The sequence below is a fragment of the Acinetobacter sp. X9 genome, assembly GCF_054889255.1.
On record NZ_CM142679.1, the window covers coordinates 2,670,834 to 2,697,119 of the forward strand.

At 36.7% G+C, this 26,286-nt stretch carries 24 protein-coding genes; 12 read left to right on the plus strand and 12 right to left on the minus strand.

Going from position 1 to position 26,286, the window contains the following annotated elements; all coding sequences use genetic code 11:
* Nucleotides 1–130: 130 nt before the first annotated feature.
* From ACYU0V_RS12685 to ACYU0V_RS12695, 3 genes are all read right to left on the minus strand, one after another.
* Nucleotides 131–1,594 carry an amino acid permease gene (locus ACYU0V_RS12685; protein ID WP_461847714.1) on the minus strand — a complete coding sequence of 488 codons (1,464 nt, stop codon included), beginning with the start codon at nt 1,592–1,594 and terminating at the stop codon, nt 131–133.
* A gap of 398 nt (nt 1,595–1,992) precedes the next feature.
* On the minus strand, nt 1,993–3,084 hold the full coding sequence (gene astA / locus ACYU0V_RS12690; RefSeq protein WP_347745567.1) for an arginine N-succinyltransferase: 1,092 nt from the start codon (nt 3,082–3,084) through the stop codon (nt 1,993–1,995).
* Nucleotides 3,081–4,316 (minus strand): bifunctional succinylornithine transaminase/acetylornithine transaminase, encoded by a 1,236-nt coding sequence (locus tag ACYU0V_RS12695; protein ID WP_461847716.1) that lies wholly within the window; start codon nt 4,314–4,316, stop codon nt 3,081–3,083. Before ACYU0V_RS12695 ends, astA begins: the two co-directional genes overlap by 4 nt.
* Nucleotides 4,317–4,451: 135 nt before the next feature.
* On the opposite strand from ACYU0V_RS12695, the gene ACYU0V_RS12700 reads away from it, so the two are divergent.
* Nucleotides 4,452–4,874: an Lrp/AsnC family transcriptional regulator gene (locus tag ACYU0V_RS12700; protein ID WP_002120489.1), complete on the plus strand. Its 423-nt coding sequence runs from the start codon at nt 4,452–4,454 to the stop codon at nt 4,872–4,874.
* A 112-nt stretch (nt 4,875–4,986) separates the two neighbouring features.
* Here ACYU0V_RS12700 and ACYU0V_RS12705 read toward each other — a convergent pair whose 3' ends face one another.
* Nucleotides 4,987–5,436 carry a hypothetical protein gene (locus ACYU0V_RS12705; RefSeq protein ID WP_317810491.1) on the minus strand — a complete coding sequence of 150 codons (450 nt, stop codon included), beginning with the start codon at nt 5,434–5,436 and terminating at the stop codon, nt 4,987–4,989.
* Nucleotides 5,437–5,903: 467 nt separating this feature from the next.
* On the opposite strand from ACYU0V_RS12705, the gene ACYU0V_RS12710 reads away from it, so the two are divergent.
* The 9 genes from ACYU0V_RS12710 (at nt 5,904) to ACYU0V_RS12750 (ending at nt 15,594) form a co-directional block, all read left to right on the plus strand.
* The gene (locus tag ACYU0V_RS12710) at nt 5,904–7,334 is read left to right on the plus strand and encodes a gamma-aminobutyraldehyde dehydrogenase (RefSeq protein WP_033848716.1); all 1,431 of its coding nucleotides are present in this window, start codon (nt 5,904–5,906) and stop codon (nt 7,332–7,334) included.
* Nucleotides 7,335–7,362: 28 nt separating this feature from the next.
* Nucleotides 7,363–8,133: a nuclear transport factor 2 family protein gene (locus ACYU0V_RS12715; RefSeq protein ID WP_014206134.1), complete on the plus strand. Its 771-nt coding sequence runs from the start codon at nt 7,363–7,365 to the stop codon at nt 8,131–8,133.
* A 55-nt stretch (nt 8,134–8,188) separates the two neighbouring features.
* Nucleotides 8,189–8,908, plus strand: a complete 720-nt coding sequence (locus tag ACYU0V_RS12720; RefSeq protein ID WP_046813644.1) for a FadR/GntR family transcriptional regulator — start codon at nt 8,189–8,191, stop codon at nt 8,906–8,908.
* A 65-nt stretch (nt 8,909–8,973) separates the two neighbouring features.
* Nucleotides 8,974–9,681, plus strand: coding sequence for a cache domain-containing protein (locus tag ACYU0V_RS12725; RefSeq protein ID WP_461847718.1), 708 nt, complete (start codon nt 8,974–8,976; stop codon nt 9,679–9,681).
* Between the two features lie 186 nt (nt 9,682–9,867).
* Entirely contained in the window at nt 9,868–11,199 is a 1,332-nt protein-coding gene (locus ACYU0V_RS12730; RefSeq protein WP_174755632.1) for an APC family permease, read from the plus strand.
* A gap of 18 nt (nt 11,200–11,217) precedes the next feature.
* Nucleotides 11,218–12,663 carry an NAD(P)/FAD-dependent oxidoreductase gene (locus ACYU0V_RS12735; protein ID WP_461847720.1) on the plus strand — a complete coding sequence of 482 codons (1,446 nt, stop codon included), beginning with the start codon at nt 11,218–11,220 and terminating at the stop codon, nt 12,661–12,663.
* Between the two features lie 146 nt (nt 12,664–12,809).
* Nucleotides 12,810–14,168, plus strand: a complete 1,359-nt coding sequence (locus ACYU0V_RS12740) for an amino acid permease (protein ID WP_081325663.1) — start codon at nt 12,810–12,812, stop codon at nt 14,166–14,168.
* Between the two features lie 365 nt (nt 14,169–14,533).
* Complete coding sequence (locus ACYU0V_RS12745) at nt 14,534–14,893, plus strand: hypothetical protein (protein ID WP_002120526.1); 360 nt, start codon at nt 14,534–14,536, stop codon at nt 14,891–14,893.
* 230 nt (nt 14,894–15,123) lie between these two features.
* The gene (locus ACYU0V_RS12750; protein ID WP_063098376.1) at nt 15,124–15,594 is read left to right on the plus strand and encodes a hypothetical protein; all 471 of its coding nucleotides are present in this window, start codon (nt 15,124–15,126) and stop codon (nt 15,592–15,594) included.
* 238 nt (nt 15,595–15,832) lie between these two features.
* On the opposite strand, the gene ACYU0V_RS12755 is transcribed toward ACYU0V_RS12750, so the two are convergent.
* The 7 genes from ACYU0V_RS12755 to ACYU0V_RS12785 all read right to left on the minus strand — a co-directional run bounded on the left by ACYU0V_RS12755 (nt 15,833) and on the right by ACYU0V_RS12785 (nt 22,474).
* Nucleotides 15,833–16,201 (minus strand): hypothetical protein, encoded by a 369-nt coding sequence (locus tag ACYU0V_RS12755; RefSeq protein ID WP_227602349.1) that lies wholly within the window; start codon nt 16,199–16,201, stop codon nt 15,833–15,835.
* Between the two features lie 65 nt (nt 16,202–16,266).
* The gene (locus tag ACYU0V_RS12760; protein ID WP_461847723.1) at nt 16,267–16,620 is read right to left on the minus strand and encodes a hypothetical protein; all 354 of its coding nucleotides are present in this window, start codon (nt 16,618–16,620) and stop codon (nt 16,267–16,269) included.
* A 203-nt stretch (nt 16,621–16,823) separates the two neighbouring features.
* Complete coding sequence (locus tag ACYU0V_RS12765) at nt 16,824–17,141, minus strand: hypothetical protein (RefSeq protein WP_347745574.1); 318 nt, start codon at nt 17,139–17,141, stop codon at nt 16,824–16,826.
* Nucleotides 17,142–17,257: 116 nt separating this feature from the next.
* On the minus strand, nt 17,258–17,611 hold the full coding sequence (locus ACYU0V_RS12770; protein WP_309171505.1) for a hypothetical protein: 354 nt from the start codon (nt 17,609–17,611) through the stop codon (nt 17,258–17,260).
* Nucleotides 17,611–18,858 carry a hypothetical protein gene (locus tag ACYU0V_RS12775; RefSeq protein ID WP_347745562.1) on the minus strand — a complete coding sequence of 416 codons (1,248 nt, stop codon included), beginning with the start codon at nt 18,856–18,858 and terminating at the stop codon, nt 17,611–17,613. Before ACYU0V_RS12775 ends, ACYU0V_RS12770 begins: the two co-directional genes overlap by 1 nt.
* 2 nt (nt 18,859–18,860) lie before the next feature.
* Nucleotides 18,861–21,626, minus strand: coding sequence for a type VI secretion system Vgr family protein (locus ACYU0V_RS12780; protein ID WP_461847725.1), 2,766 nt, complete (start codon nt 21,624–21,626; stop codon nt 18,861–18,863).
* Nucleotides 21,627–21,901: 275 nt separating this feature from the next.
* Nucleotides 21,902–22,474 carry a TetR/AcrR family transcriptional regulator gene (locus ACYU0V_RS12785; RefSeq protein ID WP_069031566.1) on the minus strand — a complete coding sequence of 191 codons (573 nt, stop codon included), beginning with the start codon at nt 22,472–22,474 and terminating at the stop codon, nt 21,902–21,904.
* Between the two features lie 929 nt (nt 22,475–23,403).
* On the opposite strand from ACYU0V_RS12785, the gene ACYU0V_RS12790 reads away from it, so the two are divergent.
* Together ACYU0V_RS12790 and ACYU0V_RS12795 are read left to right on the plus strand one after the other, a co-directional pair.
* Nucleotides 23,404–24,492 carry a YjgN family protein gene (locus ACYU0V_RS12790; protein WP_461847727.1) on the plus strand — a complete coding sequence of 363 codons (1,089 nt, stop codon included), beginning with the start codon at nt 23,404–23,406 and terminating at the stop codon, nt 24,490–24,492.
* 20 nt (nt 24,493–24,512) lie between these two features.
* Nucleotides 24,513–25,613, plus strand: a complete 1,101-nt coding sequence (locus ACYU0V_RS12795; RefSeq protein WP_447512095.1) for a M48 family metallopeptidase — start codon at nt 24,513–24,515, stop codon at nt 25,611–25,613.
* An 11-nt stretch (nt 25,614–25,624) separates the two neighbouring features.
* Here ACYU0V_RS12795 and ACYU0V_RS12800 read toward each other — a convergent pair whose 3' ends face one another.
* A complete protein-coding gene (locus tag ACYU0V_RS12800; protein ID WP_461849946.1) occupies nt 25,625–25,948 on the minus strand; it encodes a hypothetical protein in 324 nt (107 codons plus the stop codon).
* Between the last annotated feature and the right edge of the window lie 338 nt (nt 25,949–26,286).

Genomic DNA, 26,286 nt, shown 5'->3' on the forward strand with positions numbered 1-26,286 from the left:
CAAAAATTTTCTGAGTAAGTTTGCTACTAAATATTGGAAACATAAACAAATTATCTTAACTAAAAATTATTATTTTAAAAATAAAAAAGCTAGACTCCCGTCTAGCTTTCAAAATGTTTCATCTTCTAGCTTAAATATAATCAACCTTTTGAGCTTTCAAGATATCAAGCTGCAACATCTTTTTCTTTTTATATTTATAGGCAATAAATAAACCAATAAACCAGATTGGTGAACACTCAAGTGCAATTAAAGTATCATGGTCCAAAGCCAAAATGACGATAGTAAACACTAAAAATAACATGGTCAGCCATGCCATAAATAGCCCACCCGGCATTTTATACTTTGACTGGATGTGTAGTTCAGGACTTTTCTTACGATAATAAATATATGAAAGCACAATCAACATAAACGTAAAAATACATAAAATTGAAGTAAGCGCTGAGATAATCGTAAATGCCGTCATAACATTAGGCACAATAAATAAAATAGATGTTCCAACCGTTACGCACGCCATTGAAAATACAAGTCCGCGAATTGGAACTTTTCTTTTTGACAGCTTACTAAAGCTTTTAGGTGCATCATTATCTAACGCTAGACCGTATAACATACGACTGGTCGCAAAGATCCCACTATTTGCAGAAGATAAAGCCGAAGTCGCAACAACAAAGTTAATTAAACCTGCCGCAATTGGTAACCCGACCAAAGTAAACATTTCTACAAATGGGCTCTTTTCTGGTGAAACTTTTGCCCAAGATGTGACGGCAATAATACAAACCAACGCGCCCACATAGAACAATAAAATGCGTAAAGGAATAGAGTTAATCGCTTTTGGAAGTGATTTATGCGGGTCTTTGGTCTCAGCGGCAGTTGTACCGACAAGCTCAATACCCACAAATGCAAATATGGCAATTTGAAAACCAGCCAAGAAACCTGTTACACCATAAGGAAACATAGATTGTGTTTCAAACAAATGGCTCATTGAGGCCTTAACCCCATTTGGAGAAGTGAACCCCGTACCAATTAAATAAATACCAGCCAGAATAAATAGAATAATTGCAGTAATTTTGATAAGTGAGAACCAAAACTCAAGTTCTCCAAACAATCGAACGGCCACAAAGTTAAGTATGGTTAAGATGGCCAATGATGTAAATGCTGGAATCCAGACGGGTAAATCGGGATACCAAAACTGCATGTACCCTCCGATTACAATTACATCGGCAATCGCAGTAATAATCCAGTTACACCAATAGGACCAACCAAGGAAAAACCCCGCCCATGGACCGAGATAAGCTGTTGCAAAATCAGCGAATGTTTTAAAATTGGTGTTCGCGAGCAGCAATTCGCCCATTGCCCGCATCACAAAGAAAAAGAAGAAACCAATAATTAAATAGGTTAAAACAATTGAAGTACCCGAAACACTTAATGTTTTCCCGGAACCCATAAATAATCCAGTACCAATTGCACCACCGATTGCGATCATTTGAATATGACGATTTGTCAATGAGCGCTGCAATTTCTCTTCTTCTTGCTCAGTCATATGTTGACTACCAAGAAGATCTCCTTCCAGGAACTGCTTTCCGTTATTCTTACTCATGTAATATTTACTCCAATTTATAGCAACCGTCGTAAATGCTTTAATAATAAACAAATTATATGATTATTAATTTAGTCCATTAAACCATTCTAAAATATTATTAAATCACTTAAGACCTTATAAATTCCTTTTTAAAAGCCATCACCTATAACAATAAAAATTATTCATCATTCCTTTCCTTCATTATTATATTAGCCTGATTTCCAAAACATAATTTCGATAAACATTTAAAATATATAAACTAATCAAATATTTTATTGATTTAACTTTTATAAAGAAAAACAGACTAATTAATCTCAGCTCAGCGAGCAAGATTGTATTTATCCATATACCCATCTTGCGCTAGCGATAATATAGTATTCCTTCTTAAATTTGGTGAAATGTATAGTAATTCCCGCTTAATTAACAACCATTCGCAAATGTTTAACCTCTTTGAGTTTATTCACTTCTGGACTCGAAACCTGTTTAACATGGACACTTAGCACACGAACTAAAGAGCCATTTTCGACATTCAATTGTTTTGCCTGTTCTTTTGTTAACTGCAATATGTTCTGATGAGGTTTGCTATACACAAGAATGGCGCGATAATTTTCATAATCATCATTGGCCACAATGTAAGACTCATCCCCTACAGCGATATTTTGAGGCTGTTCGATTTGTACCGTTACAGACTGACTTTCTTTAATCGCCCGTAAATTTTCGATATCCGCTTGCAGCGTTGCACCACCATCAAAAATATCGACATAGCCTTTGTAGCGTAGTCCCTCTTCAAGCAAGAGGTTGTAGGCTGGTCGAGTATTTGGGTGAACAATGCCAATCGCAGCTTTCGCATCGTCAGGCAGCATATCGACATAAAGTGGATGTCTCGGCATCAGCTCAGCAATAAAAGCCTTTTGCCCGACTCCACTCAAATAATCGGCCTTGGTAAATTCAATATTAAAAAACTTATGACCTACCGCATTCCAAAATGGTGACTGCCCATTGGCGTCAGAGTATCCACGCATTTCGGCAACAATCGTTTCTTCAAAATATTGACGGAATGCTGAGAGAAACAAGAAACGGACTTTAGATAAAAATTTGCCATTTTTATTTAAGCGATAGTCAGGGTCTAAAAATAAAGTACAAAGCTCACTACAGTTGGTATGGTCATTACTCAAATATAAAGTAGGTAAAGCGTTATAAACACTTAAGGGTTCAGAAGCATGAACTTGTGTTCCTACATGAAAGTTATACCAAGGCTCTTTTAAACCAAGTGCAACTTCAATACCGCAAACACCGACAACTTTGTTGAGTTCAGTATCTTCTAAAACAAATAAGTAAACCTGATCTGCCTTTGGGAGTTCACCTGCTACTGTTTTACACGCCCGTTCAATACGAGCAGCAAGTTTTTCCATATTTGGCTGCAAAGATGTCAAACCAAAACCCGCTTTTTGAGCCAATATATAAAGGTCATTAACATCTTTAGGTTCAATGTAGCGAATAATCATCATGCTGCTTGTACATCCTTTTGAATTTCCACAAAGCGAGCAAGCGCACGTTCAAAGCGTTGCAAACCTTCATCAATGTCAGCAAATGGAATAATTAAAGACGGCGTAAAACGTACAACATTTGGACCTGCAATAAGACTCAGTAAACCTTCTTCGCCCGCAAGGTTATTGATGTCTTTTGCTTTACCAGCAAATTTGTCTTTTAAAGCGCAACCTATCAATAAACCTTCACCGCGAATCGTTTTAAAGACTTCATATTTTTCATTTAATTTATTTAATGCATCTAGGAAATATTGATGACGATGTTTTACACCTTCAAGTACTTCAGGCGTATTAATAAACTCAAATACTGCCCCGGCAACCGCACTGGCCAATGGGTTACCACCATAAGTCGTACCATGCGTACCCACTGAAAAATGCGGAGCAAACTTATCGGTTGTTAACATTGCACCGACTGGGAAACCGCCACCTAGTGCTTTTGCAGTCGTTAACACATCTGGAATAACACCAGAGTTCATGTAGGCATACAGTGCACCCGTACGACCAACACCAGTTTGTACTTCATCAAAAATAAGTAAGGCACCGAACTCATCACACAGTGTACGCAAACCTTTTAAAAATTCGATATCAGCCGGAATAACACCGCCTTCACCTTGGATCGGCTCAACAATGACTGCACATGTTTGTTCATTAATGACTGCTTTTGCAGCTTCTAAATCATTAAAGGCAACATGGTTGATACCATTTGGAAGAGGTGCAAAGTCTTGTGAATATTTAGGTTGACCACCCGCCGAAACGGTAAATAAGGTACGGCCATGGAAAGCATTGTTAAATGCCACAATGCCGCTTTTACCAGCTACACCACTGTCTAGCCCAACTTTACGAGCCAGTTTTAATGCGGCTTCGTTCGCTTCTGCACCTGAGTTACAGAAGAACACTTTATCGGCAAATGTATTTTCAGTGAGTTGTTTTGCAAGGCGTAGAACAGGTTCATTGGTATAACCGTTGCCTACATGCCAAAGTTTTGTTGCTTGTTCTGTTAAAGCATTCACTGCCACTGGATGCGCATGACCTAATGCGTTTACTGCAATCCCGCCTGCAAAATCGATATATTCTTTATTTTCTTGATCCCAAATACGTGAACCCTCTCCACGTACTGGAATGAAATTTGCCGGTGCAAAAACTGGAACCATCCACTCGTTAAAGTCATTACGAGAAACTGCAAAATTATTCATCTTATCTAGTCCATTAAATTGAATTATTAGGCTTAACTGATGACCCTATTATCCAAAATCAAATTGATTCACAAAATTTGTAATTCAGTCAAAAATGAATTATTTTTTACCAATTTGATAATTGACAATTACAATATGGATAACATTGATCAAATTATTTTAGGTTTGCTTAAAGATAACGCACGGATGTCTGTTACCGAGTTAGCCGAAAAAGTTCACGTTTCACGGGCAACGGTCAAAAAGAGAATCGAATATTTAGAGTCTTCGGGCATCATTACTGGATATACAGTACGGTTTAAACCCAATGCAGAACGCAACGTCATCCGTGCATGGATGAGCATTATGGTTGAAGGCACTAAAGCGCAGTCTGTGATTAAAGAATTACGCCTAGAAAGTGCCGTGGAATGTTTGCATAAAACCAATGGCAAATGGGACATTTTGGTTGAGCTACGCTCTGACACTTTAGAAAACTTCGATAAAGTATTAGAAAGAATCAGGAATATTTCAGGTATTTATAACAGTGAAACCAGCATTCTGCTTGCGAGTCATAAGACCTGAGATTAATAGTTTTCTTATTTTTTCAAGCTAATAACCTACAAACATATTCAATATATTATTCTACAGAATAGGATATCTCTTTCTGTAGAATATATTGAAAGACTATCTATGATCAGTTTGAAATTTTCATTTCAAGAACAAACTCATGCTTTACATTTTCACCAGTTGCATGATCAATTGCTTTCATATCCTCTATATAATAGATAATCTCTATCCTCCTCCCTACAATAAAAAGATTTATATCGGATTCATTATTTAAAAAAATACCTTGCTTCATAATTTTGCCGATATCTTTTAATTCAATATCCATAGTGTCTGGTATGTTGCCATTATCCATATCAGTTGTATAAATACGCCGAATTGTTCCTGATATTTCTTGACGTGGAATTGTCCCCGACTCTAAATTATTTAACCACTCAAGCGAACCATATAGCCCATATGTGCCTTTCAATCCATGCATTGGTCTTAATTCATTCAAAGTTAAAGCCTGAACTTTTTTTATATAATTAGGATCTTTTCTTATTTTATCTCTAACATGATATACCAAATACATAGTTTCCATATATTATTCTCATTTAAAATGATATTTTTTCTTTCAATAAATTATTAATAAGAAAGAATTCTTTACTGAACTTATTTTATCATATGAATTTAAATGAATCTCTAACTCATTATCCTCATTAAAATATAAGATACCTTTGAATAAAACTACAAAGTTAAAATATAAAGCTGAAGTAATTCACTTAACTTTTTGAAAATGATGTTACCTTTCCAAAAACTTGCATCTTCCCCTCTCTAAAAAGGTTCAGAACTATCTTGTAGTAGTGAATCAATAGAGAACAATTAAAAATCTTCAATAAATTTTTAATATTTTTTAAATAATCAATTCAAAAACTTAAAATACAATTTGATTTAAATTCCAACTTTTTTCACTCAATCCCCTCATCAAAGCATTTGACAGAAAATTTAAAACATAATACATATAGTATTATATGTTATATGTTAAAACCTAAGGACAAGGTATAAAAAATGGCTAAAACTCAACTACAACACTTCATTAACGGCGAATATGTTGCTAGCAAAGGAAATGATTATTTCGATTTGGTCAGCCCAGTGACTGGTGAAGTTTATGCACAATCACCGAATGCAACCGAGGCAGAAGTTGATGCAGCTTATGCCGCTGCAAAAGAAGCATTTAAAATTTGGGGACGCAGTACACCTTCGACTCGTCAAAAAGCATTACTGAATTTAGCAGATGCTATTGAAGCAAATGCGGAGCGTTTAATTGAAGCACAAAGTCGTAATACGGGTCAGTTAAAACATTTAATCGCATCTGAGGAAGTAGGTGCATCAGCAGATCAGGTTCGTTTCTTTGCAGGTGCTGCTCGCCTACTCAATGGCACTGCTTCAGGTGAATATTTAGAAGGTTTAACCTCTTCTATTCGCCGCGAACCTGTCGGTGTAGTTGGACAAGTTACACCGTGGAACTATCCACTCATGATGGCTGTTTGGAAAATTGCTCCAGCTTTAGCCGCAGGTAACACAGTGGTACTTAAACCAAGTGATACAACTCCTGAAAGTACGCTTTTACTGGCAGAAATTGCTGCACCATTTTTCCCTAAAGGTGCATTTAACGTAGTGTTAGGCCAAGCACAAGTCGGTTCAAAAGTTGTATCACATAAGACCCCTGCACTCGTTTCTATTACAGGCTCAGTTCGTGCCGGATTACAAGTTGCAGCTTCTGCCGCAGCAAATCTAGCGAAAGCGCATCTTGAGCTTGGTGGTAAAGCGCCTGTAGTGGTTTTTGAAGATGCTGACCTCGACAAAGCAGTTGAAATGATTGCTTTAACGGGTTATTTCAACGCAGGCCAAGACTGTACTGCAGCAACGCGTGTAATTGTGGCTGAATCTGTTCATGATGAATTTTTAAGCAAGTTAGTTGAAGCTGCAAAAAATACCCGTTTTGGTGAACCCGATGATCAAGACGCACTTTATGGCCCACTTAACAATGCCAACCAATTGAAAAACGTTAAAGCGTTTATCGACAACTTACCTGCTCACGCCAAAGTTGAAACAGGCGGGAAACAAGCAGACCGTCCGGGCTTCTATTTTGAACCAACTGTTATTAGTGGTTTAAAACAACACGACGAAGCCATTCAAAATGAAATTTTTGGACCAGTGATTACCGTTCAAAAATTTACAGATGAAAATGATGCGATTGAAAAAGCCAACGATGTTGAATATGGCCTAGCTTCAAGTGTTTGGACTAAAGATCATGCTCGCGCAACTCGTCTGTCTCGTGAACTCGATTTCGGTACAGTTTGGATTAACACCCATATTCCTTTAACCGCAGAAATGCCACACGGCGGCTTCAAAAAGTCAGGTTATGGTAAAGATTTATCTGGCTACGGTTTTGAAGAATATACTCGCGTTAAACATGTGATGAGTTCAAACGAATAATAACAATGAGTTTTGAAAGGAGATCAAAATGAATAAGCAAGAAATGAAAGACTTGGTGACTAAAGCCCATCACGAGCTTTTTAATTTGCACGACACCACTGCTCTGGATCGTTATTTTTCTGAAGACTTTATAGAGCACTCACCACTCGTTGCAAATGGTCTTTCGGGCCTTCGCCAACTGGTAGAAGACTGCCCCGACATGCAACACGAAGCTGTGCGTGTATTGGCAGACGGTGACTTGGTTGCAATTCATGGCCGCTTTCAGGGCCTTGATGAAAACCCTTTAGTTGGTTTTGATATTTACCGAGTGAAAGATGGCAAAATTGTTGAACACTGGGATGGTCTGGTGGCAGAAGCCGCGCCAAATGTGAGTGGTAGAACTCAATTAGATGGTCCGACTGAAATCGTCACTCACCATGACCCAGAGGAAAATCGTGAGATTGTGACCTCGTTCTTTAAGAAGTCTTTAATTGATGGCAATTATGAGGCATTTAAAGAATATACTCACAATGATCAGTTCATTCAACATAGTCCAGACATTGGTGATGGTGTTAAAGCAGTCATTGATTTTTTGAACAATATCCGTAATGAAGGACAAGGTTTGGTATACTCCAAAACGCATCGCTCCATTGCTGATGGTCAATTTGTCTTGACACATTCCGAAGGAAGTATTGCCGGAAATCGACATGCCTATTTTGAATTATGGCGTGTGGATAATGGCAAAATTGTTGAACTTTGGGATGCAATACCAGCTGTGCCTGAAGATGAACAGGCCGTCCATCAATATGGCGTGTTTTAATCATTTATCCGTTTCATTAAGCTAAGTCTCTGACTTAGCTTTTAGAGAATTCGCCATGTCAGCATATACGATAATTTTTGCACCTATCGCTCAGGCAACTCGATCGGAACAAGTTGTGGAACGCTTGGAAAATGCAATTATCTCTGGATTGCTCAAAAGCAATGAACAGCTTCCTAACGAGGCGGATCTAGCTCGCTTAATGGGAGTGTCACCCATTACGGTCCGTGAAGCGTTAAATACTTTACGCGTAAAGGGTCTGATTGATACACGACGCGGGCGAAACGGCGGAAGCTTTGTTTGTGAGTTGCCCTCAGATTTACTTTTAAATAAGCATCCTCTACGTCAAGCTTCCAATGAATATCTAGCTGATTTAGGCGAGTTTCATAGTGCAATTTTAAGTCATGCTGCATATTTGGCAGCACAAAGAACCACTGAATATGAACTGGGCAAAATCAAAGAACTTATCGATCAATTTGAACAGGCCGTTGAAGCAGACACTCGTGCCCAACTTGATTTACGTTGCTTGCTCACACTCACCTCTTTTGCTCAATCAGCTCGCTTGGCAAATCAAGAGTTAACTATACAAGCCGAATGGGCGCCGCTCATCGCAGTGCTTTATCAAGATGATCAATTTCATCAACTGGTCGTCGCTCAACACCACCAACTTTTATCATCTTTTGTTCAAGGCAATGAAGATGATGCTGTTATTCAAGCGCGAAAAATCATTTCGATGCTAACAGACCAAATGCTTCGATATAAGTTATCTATTGAATAAAAACAATAAAGTAGAGCACTTATAAAATATCGAGTGAGAAATACGGAATTTTAGGAGTTATAGGAATGACCCAACATTTAGATATAGAAGAGCTTCAAAATTTGTTAAAGACGGTGGTTGAAGAAACGACAGCCATTACAGAAAAGCTGGCAACTAAAGCGAGCAAAATTCTTTCGAAACATGAACCTGAAAAAACAAAAGACGTTAAGCTTTCAGGTTCAGAACGTACAGCTTTGCAAAAGGAAATTAAAAAGGCATTACAGGAAAGCCATTACAGTCAAGGCATTGGTTTTGCAAGTTATAGCCCTGCAACGCAAGAAGAACAGGATTATTGGACACTCGAATGGTGGTATAAAAAAGAAGATCAGTTACAGCAAGCCAAACTTGAAAACTATCAAAATGCTCAGCGATTTTTAGATTTTCGCTCTTTCGAATGGTTCCATAAACCTGCTCAAAACAAAAGTCCGTGCATCCATGGACCCTATGTCGACTATATTTGCAATGGTGCATACACCATCACCCTTGCTCATCCGGTCATGATTCGTGATCAATTTATCGGTGTAATTGCTACCGATATTTTAGTTTCCGCACTCGAAAAACTTCTTATGCCGAGGCTCAAGAATATTAAGCAAAAAGCAATTGTGATTAACGACTCTTCTCGAGTGATTACTTCAAATGACATCACCATCAGAACAGGCACATTATTTAAAGACCAAAGCCATGAGCAGGTTCTCTCACGACCGTGTCAATCTTTTCAACTGGTCGTGATCTAGAGTGAAGCCGAAAATATAAATATCTGATCTTGCTTTAGGGCATCACTAAAGCGAAACAGCCCCTAGCTTTTGTTCAAAGTTTCTCCAAACAGACTTGTTTATTCAGGTCTAGGGGAAGTTTTGGCTCAAAAATAGCATCGCTTTTCCGGATGAAAAGCAAAACAACGAATTTGAGGTTGAAATGACATGGAAAATAAAACGTCTTCCTTAAAAAAACTGTCTCTTTGGCAAGTCACGATTATTGGTATTGCCTACATGACCCCTATGACGGTATTTGATACCTTCGGTATTGTCTCTGGAATTACCAATGGACACGTACCACTGGCATATTTACTCGCACTTGGCGCCATGCTACTCACCGCTTGGAGCTATGCAAGATTTAGTCAAAATTCAGAAAAATCAGGCTCGGCATATAGTTATACCGCTGAAAGTTTAGGGCCTAAAAGTGGTTTTTTTGTCGGTTGGTGTTCGCTACTCGACTATTTGTTATTACCCCTCATTAATGTTTTGCTAGCTGCGATTTATCTCACAGCCCTTATCCCAAGCCTGCCTTACTGGTTCTGGGTGCTTGTATCGGCAAGCCTAGTCACTTTAGTGAATTGTTTCCGCATTCGGTTGCTCGCCAATTTAAGCCTGTTGTTTGTGTTTGCACCGATCATACTCATGGTCATTTTTGTTTATTTAGTGATTAAGGGTATTGGCTCGACTCAAGGTTATGAGCATGTGCTTACTTTGGCGCCACTTTGGCACGAGCACCAATCTTTACTCCCCCTCGTTGCGGGTGCCTCAGTTTTGTGCTTTTCATTTTTAGGTTTTGATGCGGTTACCACGCTTTCTAATGAAACCAAACAACCCACCAAAAATATTCCCCGCGCAGTCATGTTAACAACTCTTGCGGGTGGACTTATTTTCTTCACAGCAGCTTGGTTTATTCAACTTTATTTTCCAAACAATCTACGCTTTCAGCATCCATCTGAAGCGTTGCCTGAAATTGTGCTTTACGTGGGTGGTGCTTTTTTCCAATCTGTATTCTTATGCGGACAAATTATGAACACTGTCGCCTCTGGCCTTGCCTCTCATGCCAGTGCTTCACGTTTACTGTATATAATGGGTACCGATAATATTTTCCCTAAAAAGTATTTTGGGACAATTCATATCTCATTAGGTACACCATTTTTTTCGGTTTTGTTTGTTGGTCTTATTTCAATGTCTGCGGTTTTTCTAGATTTAGCCCAAGTCGTAAGCCTCATCAGCTTTGGTGCCCTAGTCGCTTTTACAGCCGTAAATTTCTCTGTTTTTATGAAGTTTTATATTAAAGATAAACAGCGCGCAGGTTTTAAAAACAAATTTCTAAACCTATTTTTACCGCTTATTTCTGTGTTCAGCATTATTTGCCTCTGGCTTAATCTTGACTCATCTTCACTGATTTTTGGATGTTTCTGGTTAGCTTTGGGCATTCTCCTATTTATCTATAAAACGATTAAAAAACAAAGTATTGCTATCAGTAATGCTTATTAATTTTTAAGGAACTTCGTCATGAAAATTATTTCTAAACCTCAACTTTTAAAAGACGTGGAATATAAACCAAGTAAATCTCTACAAGTGGGCAAAGAATGGAGTTGGTTAAATCCAAAGCATGCAAAATTTGACGCAACAACTGTAGAAGGTGCATCGGCAGATAATCCAGCAAACTACTATGAAAGCTCACTTTCTGATTGGCATACTTTTGACAGTTTAAAAGCTGATATTGAATGTGATGTCGTGGTTATTGGCGGTGGTTTATTAGGTTCATCGAGTGCATTACATTTAGCTGAAAAAGGCGTAGAGACTGTTTTATTAGAAAAAAACCGTGTAGGTAGTGCAGCTTCTGGCCGAAATGGCGGACAACTTACCCCTGGTTTAGCTCGCTGGGAAGCTCAAGAAATGGCCGATCGCTTAGGCTATGAAGATGCCAAAAAACTCTGGCATTTTACCTCTACGGAAGCGATGCAACTCATTGATGACATCTCGGAAAAATACCAACTTAACTTTGACCGAAAATATGGTCACATTACTGCCGCCGTTCATGAAGGACATTTAGTTGGCTTAACACAAGGCGCCGACGCACGAAAATATTTAGGTGAAGACCATACCCGCATTGTGGGTAAACATGAACTCATGGACTATATTAAGTCGGATTACTATACAGGTGGCTTAATTGATGAGTTGGGAGGACAAATCCATCCTTTAGCTTTGAACCGTGGCTTAATTTATGGCTTTTGCCAAAACGGCGGTTCTGTCTATGAACAAACAGAAGTCATTTCAATAGAAGAAAAACCAGATGGTATTTATGTTCAAACTGCAAATGCTGTCGTGAAAGCTAAAAAGTCTGTAGTTTTAGCAGTACACCATGCTTCGTTTAAACTTTTATCAGAACAAAACAATACCACTATTCCGTTTTATACCTATGTTGCGACGACTGCCCCGCTAGAGCTTGATACGAAAGAGCTACTGCCATTTGGGCATCCAGTTTATGATACTCAGTTCCAAATTGATTACTATCGCCCCGTATTTAACAACCGCTTATTGTTTGGTGGCCAAGGTACGGGAACCTGCTGGGGTCCAGAGAAAACATTAAATTATCTAGAACATCGAATTCACACTGTTTTCCCTCAAATTAAAAATCTAGAGATGGATTTTGTCTGGAGTGGCACGACAGATTTAACCGTAAATGGTGCAGTCGATAGCCGTAAGTTTGGCAATAAATTCCCCATTTATGCTGTTCATGGTTGGAGTGGTCACGGCGTTGCTCAGACGGTACGTATTGGTAAAGCCATCGCGAATGACTTTGTTGGGCAATCTAACGACTTCGAAATGTTATCTAAAATTGATCATCAAAATATTATTTTTGGTCGTACCCTTGCACCCGTGGTTATTCCACTCGCAAAAAGTATGTATGGCATTGGCGCAATGATTAATCCGGGCAAAATGGTATCTTTCTAATTTATTAAAATAACTGATTTCAAAAAGGGATCCGTATAGCTTTGTACGGATCCTTTTTATTTAGCTGAGTAAAATCCTTTTCAAACTAGGTTATCCCTAACCAATCTATTACAATAGCGCCAGCTTTTTTATTCAGCGCATATATTTTGAGCAACTCATCTTCCCAATTAAAACGCGGACTTAAAAATCGCCATATCCAGTTGATCGCTATGGGTGGTGCTGTCGGGACAGGTTTATTTTTAGGCTCTGCACAAGTCATCCAGTCTGCTGGTCCTTCTATTATTTTAGGTTATGCCATTGTCGGTTTGGTCGCATTTTTAATTATGCGCCAAATGGGTGAAATGATCGTAGAAGAACCTGTGGTTGGTTCCTTTAGTTACTTTGCACAAAAATATTGGGGGAAATTCCCTGGTTTTTTATCGGGCTGGAACTATTGGGTGGTTTATATTCTGGTCGCGATGACCGAACTGACAGCAGTTGCTAAATATGTGCATTACTGGTGGCCCCACATTCCTGCTTGGATATCAGCCTTATTTTTCTTTGTTTTGGTCACATGTTTGAACTTAGGCAACGTTAAATTTTATGGCGAATCTGAGTTTTGGTTAGCTATTATTAAAGTTGCGGCGGTCATTGCCATGATCGTGTTTGGCTTATATTTATTGCTCACCGCGGGTAGTGATTCTATCGCTAGCTTTGCAAACTTATGGCAGCATGGCGGATTTTTCCCGCATGGGTTCTCGGGCCTATTTTATATGCTCGCCTTTTTAATGTTTGCTTTTGGCGGTATTGAACTAATTGGAATGACTGCTGCTGAAGCTGAAAATCCAGAAAAAAGTATTCCACAAGCCATTAACCAAGTCATCTTTCGAATCTTGGTTTTCTATGTGGCTTCGCTTGCTATCATCATGTCACTCATTCCATGGAATCAGCTTGACCTCGGTGGTTTAGATAAAAGTCCATTTGTGATGATTTTTAGCCAGCTTGGGATTGGTTGGGCAGCGCATTTGCTTAACTTTATTATTTTAACAGCCGCACTGTCTGTTTATAACAGCGGTATGTACGCAAACAGTCGTATGTTATATGGTCTAGCAGTACAAGGCCATGCATCCAAAATTTTTACAAAAGTCAGCAAACAAGGGGTTCCAACACCTGCTGTTATCTTTTCTTCTATTCTGATTTTCGGTTGTGTATTGCTGAACTACTTTATTCCAGAAGAAGCTTTAAGCTATCTCATGTACATGGCCGTGGCTGCACTGGTTTTAAACTGGGCAATTATTAGCTTTACTCATTTAAAGTTTAAACGTGCCATGAAACTTGAAGACAAAGTTGCCAAGTTCCCTGCTCTATTTTCACCTTTAAGTAACTATATCGTTTTGATTTTTATTGGCATGATTTTATATATCATGTGGACAAAAGGGTTTGAAAAATCTGTGATTTTAATTCCAATCTGGATTATATTCATGTTTGGATTATATAAATTTCTGAGTTGGAAAAAAGCACTCTAATATTCAAAAAAGGCTTATTCAAACAGAATAGGCCTTTTATCATTTATCAGCTTGTCACTCTAAGTAACTTTAGAAAAACCATTCACATTCTATTCATCATTATTAAATTGTTCTCTACTAGACACATGGATATATAAGCCTTAGTCATTCTAAACATTGGTATTTAATGAGATAATTATTAAAGTACAAGTGTTTACATGATCTATAAATATTTGTGTCAATGTTCAGCTAAAATCAAAACAGACCAGTTTATCGTTACGATCACTCAATAGGCAAAAGATACTGTATCGCAAGACAGGTTCTTTACCCACTTTACTGATTTAGCCTTCAACTGTGTCACTCAATGATGAAAGACAGGAAATTTTATGGAAAAAGCTCTGCAATGTCCTAAGTGTGGTTCTACAGAAATTGAAGCACGTGACCATGACAAATTACTTAGAACAACTGGCGGTGTTTTACTCACAGCTGCCGGCACAACGGCAGGCACTGTAGGTGGTGCTGCGACTGGTGCTACTGTTGGAGCAGCTATTGGTACTGTTGCTGGTCCTTTAGGTGTAATTGTTGGCGGAACTGTAGGAACTTTTGTTGGTGCCATTAGTGCAGGAATTACTGGCGGTGTAGTTGGTAATATTTTTGGTAAGAAAGCTGGCGTAATAATCGACAAGAATATTTTTCAAGATTATCGCTGTTTAAAATGTAAATACCGTTTTAAGCAAAAGAAGTAATATTTATATAAATTAAGCTCAGGTTTAATTTATTTTAAAGTAAGGAAAGTAAGCATTTTTGATTGCTTTCCTCCCTCTCTTACCTCATCTAATTCAAAGAAAACTTAATTTAATAACAAACTATTATCGACACTATATTTTATGTGTAGACTGTAAAAATCAGTCATTTACTTTACGCTACTCATAAGATATGAAAGAATTACGGCCTCATATAACTTTTGAAATTTAAAATGAGAAAAATATTATTTTTAAGTTTAGTCAGTATGCTTAGCTCATATAGCTTTGCAGAAGATAATAATTCGGTTTATAGAGGACTTGGTACTGGGCCTCAGAATTTTTTAAAGTTCCAAATACTCAAACAAAAAGGCTTTTTAGCCAAGAAACCTAATATTTCACGAGCAGACTATAACGATATATACAAACTGAAAAAGCCTTATGAATTTATGGGACAAAACGTTGTACTCATTTCAGATGAATATATGTCTGAATATGTGGGCTGTTGTGTGAGTGAAGGTTGGGGAGCCATATTTAAGCAAACTTCTAATTTAAAATTGATTGAAAAATTTGCGAAAACAAATCAATGTAGTGTCGCTCCTATAGAGTCGACGAGTGATTACTATGGCTTTAAAATTCGTTCTCTGCCAAAAGGTAATTATTATGAATTATCATGCCGTGAACGTGACTTAGCTCAGTCTGAATAGATAGGGATTAACCTCAAAATATGAGCCAAACAAGTTGTTTGGCTCAAAATAATAAAGGAATATATAGTTAACTCAGCAATAAGAAGCCATAATTCAATTATTTATCAAGTCTTTATTGTTGCTGCAAGTCCTACAAAATTAGCACCATCAAACATAATTAAAATACCATGTATTACTATATTTTTAAGTTTTCTATAAAAGCGCACATAAAAGTATAGATACTAAATGATGTTTCTTTTCATTCAACTTTAAAAGTATAGGTTTTTTCAATTACAGAGCTTCCCCCACCATGAAACCCAGCCCAAATTTTTATAGAAAATGTTCCCTTATATTTTGGTTTTCCTTTGATCTCAATAATATTGTATTTAGATAAATCATTTTCTGGCTTAACTGTAATACCCAGATCATCAGGTATATCTGTAGTTAATTCAGCCTCTTTATCTACAACTTTACCTCCAGAAATCTGAATAAGTTGTCTATACTCCTGACTCACATGAGCTGTTGGAAGCACATCAGGTGTAATCATATATTTTTTACCGCAGCCTGTAAGTATCAGTAAAATTGAAAAAATAATGGAGCGAATATAGTTGTTAGATTTCCCCATCATTAGACCATCTTCTTTCTGTTAAATGGATAGAAATTTCATATAACTTATTACAGGTTAAATCTCTTTTATTGAACTGTAAAATTATAAGTTTTATTGATCTCATTATTCCCCCCTGCATAAAAACCAGCCCAAATATGAATTGTAAATGTACCTTTATACTTTGGGGTTCCCTTGACCTCAATAATATTATAACCATCTCGATCATTAGCAGGTTGAACTGTTATTCCTAAATCTTCAGGAATATTTGTGTTCAATGGCTGATCTGTATCAACGACTTTACCACCTGAAATATGAATCACTTGATAATATCTCTGATTGACATGAGCAACGGGTAACTCATCAGGTGTAATCGTATATTTCTTACCACAACCTGTAAGTATCAATAATATTGAGAAAATAGCAATAAGTTTAATTTTCATTAGAATTTTTCCTTTTTAACAATTGAAGCAAAAAATACTTTTTTCGTAATTAACTACCGCGACTAAGCAAGCTTTCAAATATTAAAATTTATTGTTAAATTTGCATTGATAAAAATTACAAATAAAAATAGCCTATAAATAATAGACTATTTTTTTGGGAAGAGTACTAAGTTAATTTTGGAACTTCTTAAAATTTAAAATATTTATTTCTCAACTTTAAGAGTATAGGTTTTTTTGATTTCATTATTACCACCGCCAAAAAAGTCAGCATAAATACTTATACTGTAAGTTCCTTCATATTTTGGCTTTCCTTTAATTTCTATAATATTGTATCTCGATAAATCATTTTCTGGCTTGACTGTGATACCAAGATCCTCTGGTATATCTGTAGTTAATTCAGCATTTTTATCTACAACCTTACCTCCAGAAATATGAATGAGTTGTTTATATTCTTGATTCACATGAGCTGTTGGAAGCACATCAGGAGTTATAGTATATTTCTTACCACAACCTGTAAGCATCAATAAAATTGAGAAAATAATAGAGCAAATATAGTTTTTAGATTTCACCACTATTAGGCTCTCTTCTTCCTGTTAAATGGATAGAAATTTCACTTATTAAAAGTTAAGGTCTCTTTTTACTGAACTGTAAAAGCATAGGTTTTATCGATTTCATTATCGCCACCAGCATAAAATCCGACCCAAATATGAATTGTAAATGTACCTTTATACTTTGGAGTTCCCTTGACCTCAATAACATTATAACCATCTAGATCATTAGCAGGTTGAACTGTTATTCCTAATTCTTTAGGAATATTTGTTTCTAATTTAGCATAATGATCGACAACTTTTCCTCCTGATATTTCTATAGTTTGTTTGTATTCTTGATTAACGTGAGCTATTGGCAAACTATCAGGAGTAATCGTATATTTTTTACCACAACCTGTAAGCATCAATAAAATTGAGAAAATAGCGATAAGTTTAATTTTCATTAGAATTTCTCCTTTTTAACAATTAAAGCAAAAAATACTTTCTTTTCGAAATTATATAGAGATATGCCTGCACCGAGTCTTTGGGTATTCTCCCCCCACGTAAACATTTTCAGTCGAACTTCGGATTTATAAGGATCTGAAGAACTTGTTATCGGCTGTCCTTTTGTATCTCTTAATTTATCAGTCCAAACAATCCAGTGATCTGGAAAACTTTGAGTACCAGAGCTACTGCCACGACTAAGAAGACTAGCCGATATTAAGGTAATTACATAATAACCATCTCCAGCGTATCGGTTAATTTCACTTATTAAACTAGGGCTATAACCATTAAAATAAAAGGGGTAAGCTTTCACTCCTTTAAAGCCTGTTTTTTTAAACCAGCTACTCAATTCGGGCCAAGGTGTAATTCCGGCAACTTCTTGAGACGGATCTTTCAGTGTTAAAATAATATTTTCAGACTCGCGTAAGCTTGCAAGCGTGATCCAATCAATTGGAGGAATTTTGGGATCACCACTTTTTATATGAAAATAATTCTTTACACGCCTGCTTCCATCCAATGATGGTTTAATCACAAGCTTCCCAATTTCTGTTTGACCTTTCTCCCATAGCTGTTTTACTGCTAATTTATATCTAGAGGGACTTAAGTTTATTAGACAAAAAAAGTAAGCTGCTGGTCCACATAATGATGTAAAATCTTGGTTTGGCAGTGGCTCATTTAATCTCGATTGCAAACCTGCTTCAATTTGGGCCTTAGAAAAAGGATCTTTAGGCTCTCCAGGTTTACACCCAGGGTCGATACACTGGAAAATTCGATTTCGATTTAAAGCGAGTTCAAAATTATTTTTAGAAACATCACCTTTAACAACTTTAGTGACAGCGGTAGACTCAACGTATTTTGTTACGGGAATATTTTTATTCTTTTCATGATTTTGGTAAGGATAAGATTCAATTTTATCTGGAATAATATAGCGACTCATTACTAAACTTTCTTGCCCAGAAGTACTTAGTCGATATAAATTAAGAATAATCACACAATCTCTTAGTCTTTCTAACCCTATTTTTGAACTATCAATTTCAATCGATTTAGTTTGATAGAGCTCATTACCTATTTTCTTAAAAGCAGTATCTTTAAAAAGAATAGCTGTCTCAGCTTGGTTAAGTACTGTGTTGTATATATAAATATTATATTTTAACAACTTAGGGCTAACATTTGTTTTTAAGACAACGTATGGATAGAATTTTGTCATGGCTAATCTATATTAATTTCTTCATTGTTATACAAGTGGATAGATATTTCTTCTGGACGTACTGTTTTAATTAACTGAGTATATCCATTCTCATCAGTGATACCTTCCAGCTTTTTCCCATTTGGCATAAAAGCAATATATTTATGATGAGCAAACGGAATACCTTCTTTATCTTTCAAAAGATACCGCAAATTATGCTGATTTAGCTCTCCCAACACAGGTAACTGTGGAGTATTTGCACTCACACTTGCTCCAGAAGTAAATAAATGCTGCCCAGCTTTCACCTCAAACTTCCCTCCTGTGACGGGGAAAATTCCCGAACTATTGATCTTAATTTGGGAACCACCAGATGTGATTACAACTTCTTTAGAGGCAGTAATTTCAATTCGATCTTCTGTAGAAATAATCTGAACGCCTTTACGTGCAATTAAGTCTGCTCCGTCAGCTTGGGCTTGTATCTCAACTTTCCCTTTACCCGCATAGAGCCTAGCTCCCTGTTGGGCTGCAAAAAGACTGATCTTATTTTGTGCGTGTGCAATTATGTTTTTTTGAGTGCTTAAATTAATACTATCTCCAGCACTTTGGCTTAATTGGCCATCTGCACTTAAATGTATATCTTCGTTACTGGCTATAGCCACGCTATTTGGTGCACTTAACACCATAATAGCTTGCTTAAATACAGCTGCTTTATCTTTATCTTGCTGTTCAATTTGTTCTAAAAAAGTTTTTAGATTTTCAAGCACTTCTAATGGATCGGTTTGCTGATTTTTAGCAACTTCACTAAGTGCTTTGGCATTGTTGAGGCTACCCTCTATTTGTTGTTCGGCATTATTTGCATCAAGATGCACACCTTGGGCTTGATCCTGTTTATGAGTAGTAATGAGTAAACCACTACCAGCTCGAATAGCCCCCCATTGATCTGTTCTGAGTTCAAACCCCTCACCACGACCTTCACTTGTCGCACTTTCTTTCGGATGGCTCAAATTACCAAGGTTTAACTGACTAACAGCATGACTACTTTGTAACTGTGCACTAATTTGCCCAGTCGTATCATCAAGTCGTAACTGGTTAAAGCCTTTTCCACCCACCTCTTCTGAACGAATCCCACTTAGTTTTTTGGTATCGGGTAACTGTCCTTTCTGGTCAAACCGGGTTGGATGACGTTCGGCCTCGTGAATGCATCCAACTACAAATGGGCGATCGACATTACCATCAAAGAAATTAATAGCAACGATTTCTCCAACACGTGGCAAGAAACGTACACCATACCCCTTTCCAGCCCAAGGGGTTAAAACATCGACCCAAGCCGAATCAGTGTCATTGTCATTACTTCCCGCTCCACCATCGTGGTTATGGTCATCACTTCTTGTAAACAAGAAACGAACTTTAATACGTCCCCATTGATCAACATAAATCTCTTCACCCGCTGGACCAACGACACGCGCACGTTGAGGAGAAGCTTTAGGCCGATTTTGTAATGGTTGATATTCAGGCACAATTTTAATATTGCGGCGTAGTAAAATCAGTTCATTACCCTGACGTTCTTCTGTGTTACCCATCTGCCAATCGCTTTGTTGAACCAAAGCTTGAATTTGCTGATTTAAATCTTTGGGTAAATTGTTCTGATTGTAGTAACTCTTACCAATAATTAAGAACTCTTTGTCTGCTCCACTATGTAGATCAATTTCCGGATGCTCATTAAGTTCAAACCAATAGCCGACTTGTGTATCCCGTACAGTAGTTTGAGCAACAAACTGCTTAGATTGAGCATCATGATAAACACTTAAGTTTTGATTGAACTTTTCTAGCTGCTGACCACTTGCTGGTGTTGCACCATCTTCACCTTTCAAATCTTGCATCCATGCTGGGCTAAAATGCCAAGCATCTTCAAGACTTAAACTCTGATTGTCATAATTACTGCTATGTTGATGTTTACTTTGTACATTGCCAGCCCCATCTGTTTGTTGTAATACATCTGACTGCCAACGCTGCACATACACAGAAGTCGGCTGTAAACTACGACCAGCGATTAGACTAGTCATGCTATCAAACTGTTCAGTTGCATGACTTCGATGGTAACGAACCGTTCTTCTTGTCAGCGCTTGAAATTGGTTATTATCATCAATGAGACGTAATTTTTGTGCCTGAATATGATCTGTATTATTCGGTACAATCAGTTCCGCTTCATCAATCAGCCAATTAATACCTTCACTTCGCCATAAACGAGTTAGAAAGTCATAGTCAGTTTCGTTCAACTGCATAACGAAAGGACGAGTATCATATTGCTGTTTTAACCCACTCAAATCTAGTGTAAGGCTAGCAGCAAATAATGGGCTTTTCCCTTGCCATTCTTGAAAAAGAATTTCACTAATTTCTTTCACACTCTTGTTCATAAACACACGGCTATTTCTGCGTTTATGCCAAAGATAAGTTGAATCACTTATTGTGAGCTTATATAAAGTTAGAGCACCATCACTTTGCCCCTGTGATGCTCCAGTAATAATACCTGTAGTACGAAATAATTGTCCTTGATCTGTCACCTGATCAACAGCAACCTGTACACCTATAAATTTTTTAAGTGGAAGGTGAGCATTGGTTGATAAACAAATCAAATCTGCAGTTATGCCCTGATTAAGATAATGTTGCCCATCTATACGTTGTAAAAAAACTTGACTATTCAGGGATGCATCTGAAAATTGAAGGTATACCGAACGATGTTTTGAGAGAAAACCAAAATTCTCTAAAATTTGAAAGATATTATTAAACATCACTTTTTTATAAATCTGAGTTATAAACTACTATATTTTATAAAAAATAGACAGATTTGTCTATTTTCAAATCTACCCTTTTACAAATAATAACTTCCTAGAATGTATGTAATAAAATTAAAAATCAATATCTTACAAAATACCATTCCATAAAAAAGTAAAAATAAATCACTACAATTACAAGAGCTTAAGCACAAATTAATAAAAGTTAAATAATATAATTATTGATATAGAATATATTATTAATATAACTAATATAATTTTTATACTCCTATTCATACAGTCACCAAACTTCGTTCCAAAGCATTTAAAAAGTAATCCAACAACTTCTCCCTTTCCTCCGCTTTATTAGGATCTAAAAGTTGGATGATTGCGCCATCAATCATAAATAAAATCATGTTTGCATCAGGTTTTAAGCCACAACTTTCTAGACTAAATATCAAATCAAAAAGCTCTTTAAGTAGCCATTTTCTATATTCAATCGCCATGCGGTAAGCTCGAGGATAAAGCAGTTTTAGTTCAAAAATGGCTTTAAACAAAAGATGGTAAAGGCTATTAACATCGACATGTAAGCGGACAATTTCTTTGAGTTTATCGGCTGCGGTTGGGTAGCGATGTGAATAGACAATTGCCAGAACTTCTTCTTTGAGTCGGCTTTTTTGAAAGATTAAGCACATTTCAACAAGACGTTCTTTTGAGTGAAAGTAGTTATAAAACGTGGCTTTTTGAATTTTGGATTTTTTGATAATCAGGTCTACGCCTGCATTATGGAATCCATGCGTGGTAAAAAGTTGGATAGCGGTTTGAACCACCTGTAATTTTTTGGAAGATATTTCTAAAGTTGGCATAGTTTTACCGTTATAAATTCTTGTTGTTTCTAAATGAGATAAAAAGCCTGTGCCCTTTCTGGGAGAAAAAAAGGCACAGCAAAGCCGTAAGATGGTGCTTGGCACATCTCAAGTTTTGTTTTGCTAAGTTTTAAGTAAAAATGACTAAAGCCTGAAAACCTTATAGACTCCAAGCTGCTGTAAATTTTTAAGTGGTGTCGTTATAGCTTTTGGCACTGAGTACCAAGAAATAATGGATGTGCATAGCCAACTCCTGATTTTGGGAGTTCTGCCAAATCATTAAAATTATGGTGGCAGAACGAAAGGGGGTTCGCAGACTGGAAACAAAGGAACCAGCACACCCGAAGGTGTCCCCCTTCCGCCCTACCGTAGAGAAAAAGGGGGCGAACGAGTTCCCGACACACAAAATAAGAATTTTGCATATCGACTTTGTTTTCCCGGTCTGCGACAACCGACTGGCAATGTGGCCAGCATGCGAAGAATAGTATTCAACTCTCTTACAGTCAAGCACACAAAATGACATTTGTTTTAAATTAGATCATTAAAAAGTAAGGATAAATAATCAATGAGTTATTGTTAAATTGGGGTTTATAACGGGATTGAATTTTATATAGATATATTAGTTTTAACAGGTAAGATTAGAATATAAAAAATGGTAAATGATGAAATTAATGATGTAGAAAGTTTTTCTTAGAATTACTACTAAATTTACAATCACAATAAGTCACCGATGCCTTTGAACCTATTATTTATACTTCTCGCGATAAGCTTTCTGCTCGAAACAACTCAATAAGAATATAATGGTAAAATAGTTGCTTGCTTTTCATTCTATTTATTTCAATTTATAAAAAACATATAATATTCTCAATAGTTTTCTAATTATCTATTACATTCAATCAAGATCATATATTTTCAATAAAGAGAATAAAATGCAAGACCAAGCTTTAACCTCTCTTCCTCAAGATGTAAATGAGGAGCAAAATATTACTACTCCACCAATTTCACACTCAGGAATTCATCATTTTAAGTTTCATGGGAATGCCTCAGAATATTTTGGAATCTGGATCGTTAATATTCTTTTGACTATTATTACCTTAAGCTTATATGCGCCTTGGGCTAAAGTTCGTCGCTTACGCTATTTCTATGGTAATACAGAATTTTTTGAACGCCGCTTTGATTTTACAGGCATTCCAACCAAGATTTTGATTGGACGTTTAATTGCATTAGGAATTTACGTCATATTTGCAATTTCATCACAGTATTCAATGATTGCGACTGTGGTTGGACTAGTTGCATTATATGCAGCAGTACCTTGGCTAATTCGTGCTACTTTGCGTTTTACTGCAAGAAATAGTAAGTTCGGCAACGCACGTTTTTATTTTGGTGGAACAATAAAAGAATCTTATAAAGTCTTTCTTTTGAGTATATTGGTATATATTTTTACTTTAGGAATCTTTACACCTGTAGCTATTTGGCTATATAAAAAATATTATCTTAACAACTTATATGCTGGACAATTAAATTTTAAATTAAACGCGAAATGGTCTGCATATATGGCTGCAGTTTATATACCAGTTTTTATTGCAATTGGTATAATTGCTATTTTTTCAATCATTTACTTTGCTATGGCAGGAACAATTTCTGGGTTCTCACCAAACGCTATATTCTTCGGAATATTTACGGTATATGCATTTATTGGATTATTTATTTATCCATTAATTGCTGCACGTATTTTTATTACGACATGGAACAATACTACAGTTGGAAACAGTCAATTTAAAACAGACTGTAACCAATGGCGTTTTGCATGGATTGTAGCATCGAACTGGATTGTAAAAATCTTAACAATAGGTTTAATGTCTGCTTGGGCTGCAGTTCGTATTCATAAATACCAGATTGAATCGATGAGTTTAATTTTATTAGATGATCCAGATCAAATGATGAATCTAGCTCAACAAGAACAAAGTGCTTTAGCTGAAGAAATCAGTGATATTTTTGATATCGACATCTCTTTATAACAATCTGAGTTTAATAATTTATGTCCCACGCAGTAGATATCACTTTCTATGATGGCCTAGTGTCTAAACCATACCCTGCTCAGATTTCAGCTCAATCTGAATCTGAAGTTCTAATTCGGTATGGTGAACAATTAGAACTTCAGCGTCATTATCAATATACTGATATGAAATTGATTGGTGCGCTGGGACAGTTACACCCAGTAATTGAATTATCTGATGATGCACGGATTGAATTTCATAGTGCATTACCTGAATGGTTTAATTACACAACTAAAAAGGTTCAACATTCGATCTGGAAATTTGAACGCTCTCCGGGTCTTATTCTTTTTAGTGTAATTTTTGTGATTACTTTTGCGATCAGTCTAGTCAAATGGGGGGTTCCAGCAACGTCCCATTATCTTGCTTTTCAGTTACCTGAGAATACTTTAAAGAAATTAGGTGATGAAGCCGAGAATTATGTATTAAATAATTGGACTGCAACCAGCCAATTAGCACAAACTCAAAAAGATCAAATTACTAAACAGTATTTGAATACTGTTGCTGAAAACAAACCAGCCAAATTAGTCTTCCGTAAAGGTAATCAGTTAGGGGCAAATGCTGTAGCGCTACCCAATAATACGATTATTATCACAGATGAACTGATCAAATTGGCACATACGAATCAGGAAATCTTAGGCGTATTAGCCCATGAACAAGGCCATTTGGTTTATCGCCATAGTTTGCAACAAGGGTTAACTAGTTTAGGCTTAAGTATATTATACATTGCAATGACAGGAGATAGTTCAGACTTATTTACGTCATTACCAGCTGCTATGATTGGTGCAAATTACTCACGTAAATTTGAGTCCGAAGCCGATCTATATGCTTTACAGCTAATGGATAGGAAACATATCGAAGTCTCGCACTTCGCAAATTTCTTACAGCGTTTAAGCGATACAACAGAAGAAGGTATCGATAAAAAAAATCAGTCCAACCCACCAACTTCTCAAGAAGAATCTTCAGCTAATAAGTTATCTACAGCTGTTCTTGATACTTTATCCTCTCATCCTGCAACCAAAGAGCGTATTCAAATGGTTCATGATTTTGAGAAAAAACAGAAAGGCGCACAAAATAATTTATAGGCTCACAAAGTCTATCTAGAAAATTTATGGTCTTTAGGAAGTGGAGCATCACATGGTTGATCCGTCTTTACATTAACCATTTTCACAGGCCCATCGTTGTAGATTGTTACCTTACAGCCTTTTACGACATATTCTTGTTGAATACCACCGTACATTTCATCCTCAGAAACAGCAGATACAACATCACACGCCTCGTCAGCACGGCATGCAGTCTCCCCTCCACCAGCCTCTACAGCTTCTGCTCCAGCAGCTTCCATTGCGTCTCCAGCACTCTCCTGTACTTCAGCATCTACAGCCTGTATTTTTGCTGCATACGTATTTGAAAGATTTATCATAAGAAAAATTGCAAGAAATAACTTACTACAGTGATTTATTAAATTCATGAATTATCCATATCTCTTAATTTAAATTTGGTACATATCAGTCAATTTTACTTTGCAAGTTAGTGATGCAAAGGGATTAGTATTATAAGGAGCTATTCTACCCATAATTATACATATAGCAGCAATAGTTGCCCCGAAAGAATTCATCAAACAATTACAAGATATTGACCATTATGATGGTGCATTAACTACACAATATAAAATTAAACTGAAATCAAAATCTGTCTAACGCAATCCAAATTTTTATGTGGGGTAGAATGAGGGGTAAAATAATAGATATAAAAAAGCCC

Excerpts from the sequence above, each read along its gene's own strand:
- ACYU0V_RS12685 (WP_461847714.1), bottom strand. The coding sequence starts at position 1,594 with ATGAGTAAGAATAACGGAAAGCAGTTCCTGGAAGGAGATCTTCTTGGT.
- astA (WP_347745567.1), bottom strand. The coding sequence starts at position 3,084 with ATGATGATTATTCGCTACATTGAACCTAAAGATGTTAATGACCTTTAT.
- ACYU0V_RS12695 (WP_461847716.1), bottom strand. The coding sequence starts at position 4,316 with ATGAATAATTTTGCAGTTTCTCGTAATGACTTTAACGAGTGGATGGTT.
- ACYU0V_RS12700 (WP_002120489.1), top strand. The coding sequence starts at position 4,452 with ATGGATAACATTGATCAAATTATTTTAGGTTTGCTTAAAGATAACGCA.
- ACYU0V_RS12705 (WP_317810491.1), bottom strand. The coding sequence starts at position 5,436 with ATGGAAACTATGTATTTGGTATATCATGTTAGAGATAAAATAAGAAAA.
- ACYU0V_RS12710 (WP_033848716.1), top strand. The coding sequence starts at position 5,904 with ATGGCTAAAACTCAACTACAACACTTCATTAACGGCGAATATGTTGCT.
- ACYU0V_RS12715 (WP_014206134.1), top strand. The coding sequence starts at position 7,363 with ATGAATAAGCAAGAAATGAAAGACTTGGTGACTAAAGCCCATCACGAG.
- ACYU0V_RS12720 (WP_046813644.1), top strand. The coding sequence starts at position 8,189 with ATGTCAGCATATACGATAATTTTTGCACCTATCGCTCAGGCAACTCGA.
- ACYU0V_RS12725 (WP_461847718.1), top strand. The coding sequence starts at position 8,974 with ATGACCCAACATTTAGATATAGAAGAGCTTCAAAATTTGTTAAAGACG.
- ACYU0V_RS12730 (WP_174755632.1), top strand. The coding sequence starts at position 9,868 with ATGGAAAATAAAACGTCTTCCTTAAAAAAACTGTCTCTTTGGCAAGTC.
- ACYU0V_RS12735 (WP_461847720.1), top strand. The coding sequence starts at position 11,218 with ATGAAAATTATTTCTAAACCTCAACTTTTAAAAGACGTGGAATATAAA.
- ACYU0V_RS12745 (WP_002120526.1), top strand. The coding sequence starts at position 14,534 with ATGGAAAAAGCTCTGCAATGTCCTAAGTGTGGTTCTACAGAAATTGAA.
- ACYU0V_RS12750 (WP_063098376.1), top strand. The coding sequence starts at position 15,124 with ATGAGAAAAATATTATTTTTAAGTTTAGTCAGTATGCTTAGCTCATAT.
- ACYU0V_RS12755 (WP_227602349.1), bottom strand. The coding sequence starts at position 16,201 with ATGATGGGGAAATCTAACAACTATATTCGCTCCATTATTTTTTCAATT.
- ACYU0V_RS12760 (WP_461847723.1), bottom strand. The coding sequence starts at position 16,620 with ATGAAAATTAAACTTATTGCTATTTTCTCAATATTATTGATACTTACA.
- ACYU0V_RS12765 (WP_347745574.1), bottom strand. The coding sequence starts at position 17,141 with ATGCTTACAGGTTGTGGTAAGAAATATACTATAACTCCTGATGTGCTT.
- ACYU0V_RS12770 (WP_309171505.1), bottom strand. The coding sequence starts at position 17,611 with ATGAAAATTAAACTTATCGCTATTTTCTCAATTTTATTGATGCTTACA.
- ACYU0V_RS12775 (WP_347745562.1), bottom strand. The coding sequence starts at position 18,858 with ATGACAAAATTCTATCCATACGTTGTCTTAAAAACAAATGTTAGCCCT.
- ACYU0V_RS12780 (WP_461847725.1), bottom strand. The coding sequence starts at position 21,626 with ATGTTTAATAATATCTTTCAAATTTTAGAGAATTTTGGTTTTCTCTCA.
- ACYU0V_RS12785 (WP_069031566.1), bottom strand. The coding sequence starts at position 22,474 with ATGCCAACTTTAGAAATATCTTCCAAAAAATTACAGGTGGTTCAAACC.
- ACYU0V_RS12790 (WP_461847727.1), top strand. The coding sequence starts at position 23,404 with ATGCAAGACCAAGCTTTAACCTCTCTTCCTCAAGATGTAAATGAGGAG.
- ACYU0V_RS12795 (WP_447512095.1), top strand. The coding sequence starts at position 24,513 with ATGTCCCACGCAGTAGATATCACTTTCTATGATGGCCTAGTGTCTAAA.
- ACYU0V_RS12800 (WP_461849946.1), bottom strand. The coding sequence starts at position 25,948 with ATGATAAATCTTTCAAATACGTATGCAGCAAAAATACAGGCTGTAGAT.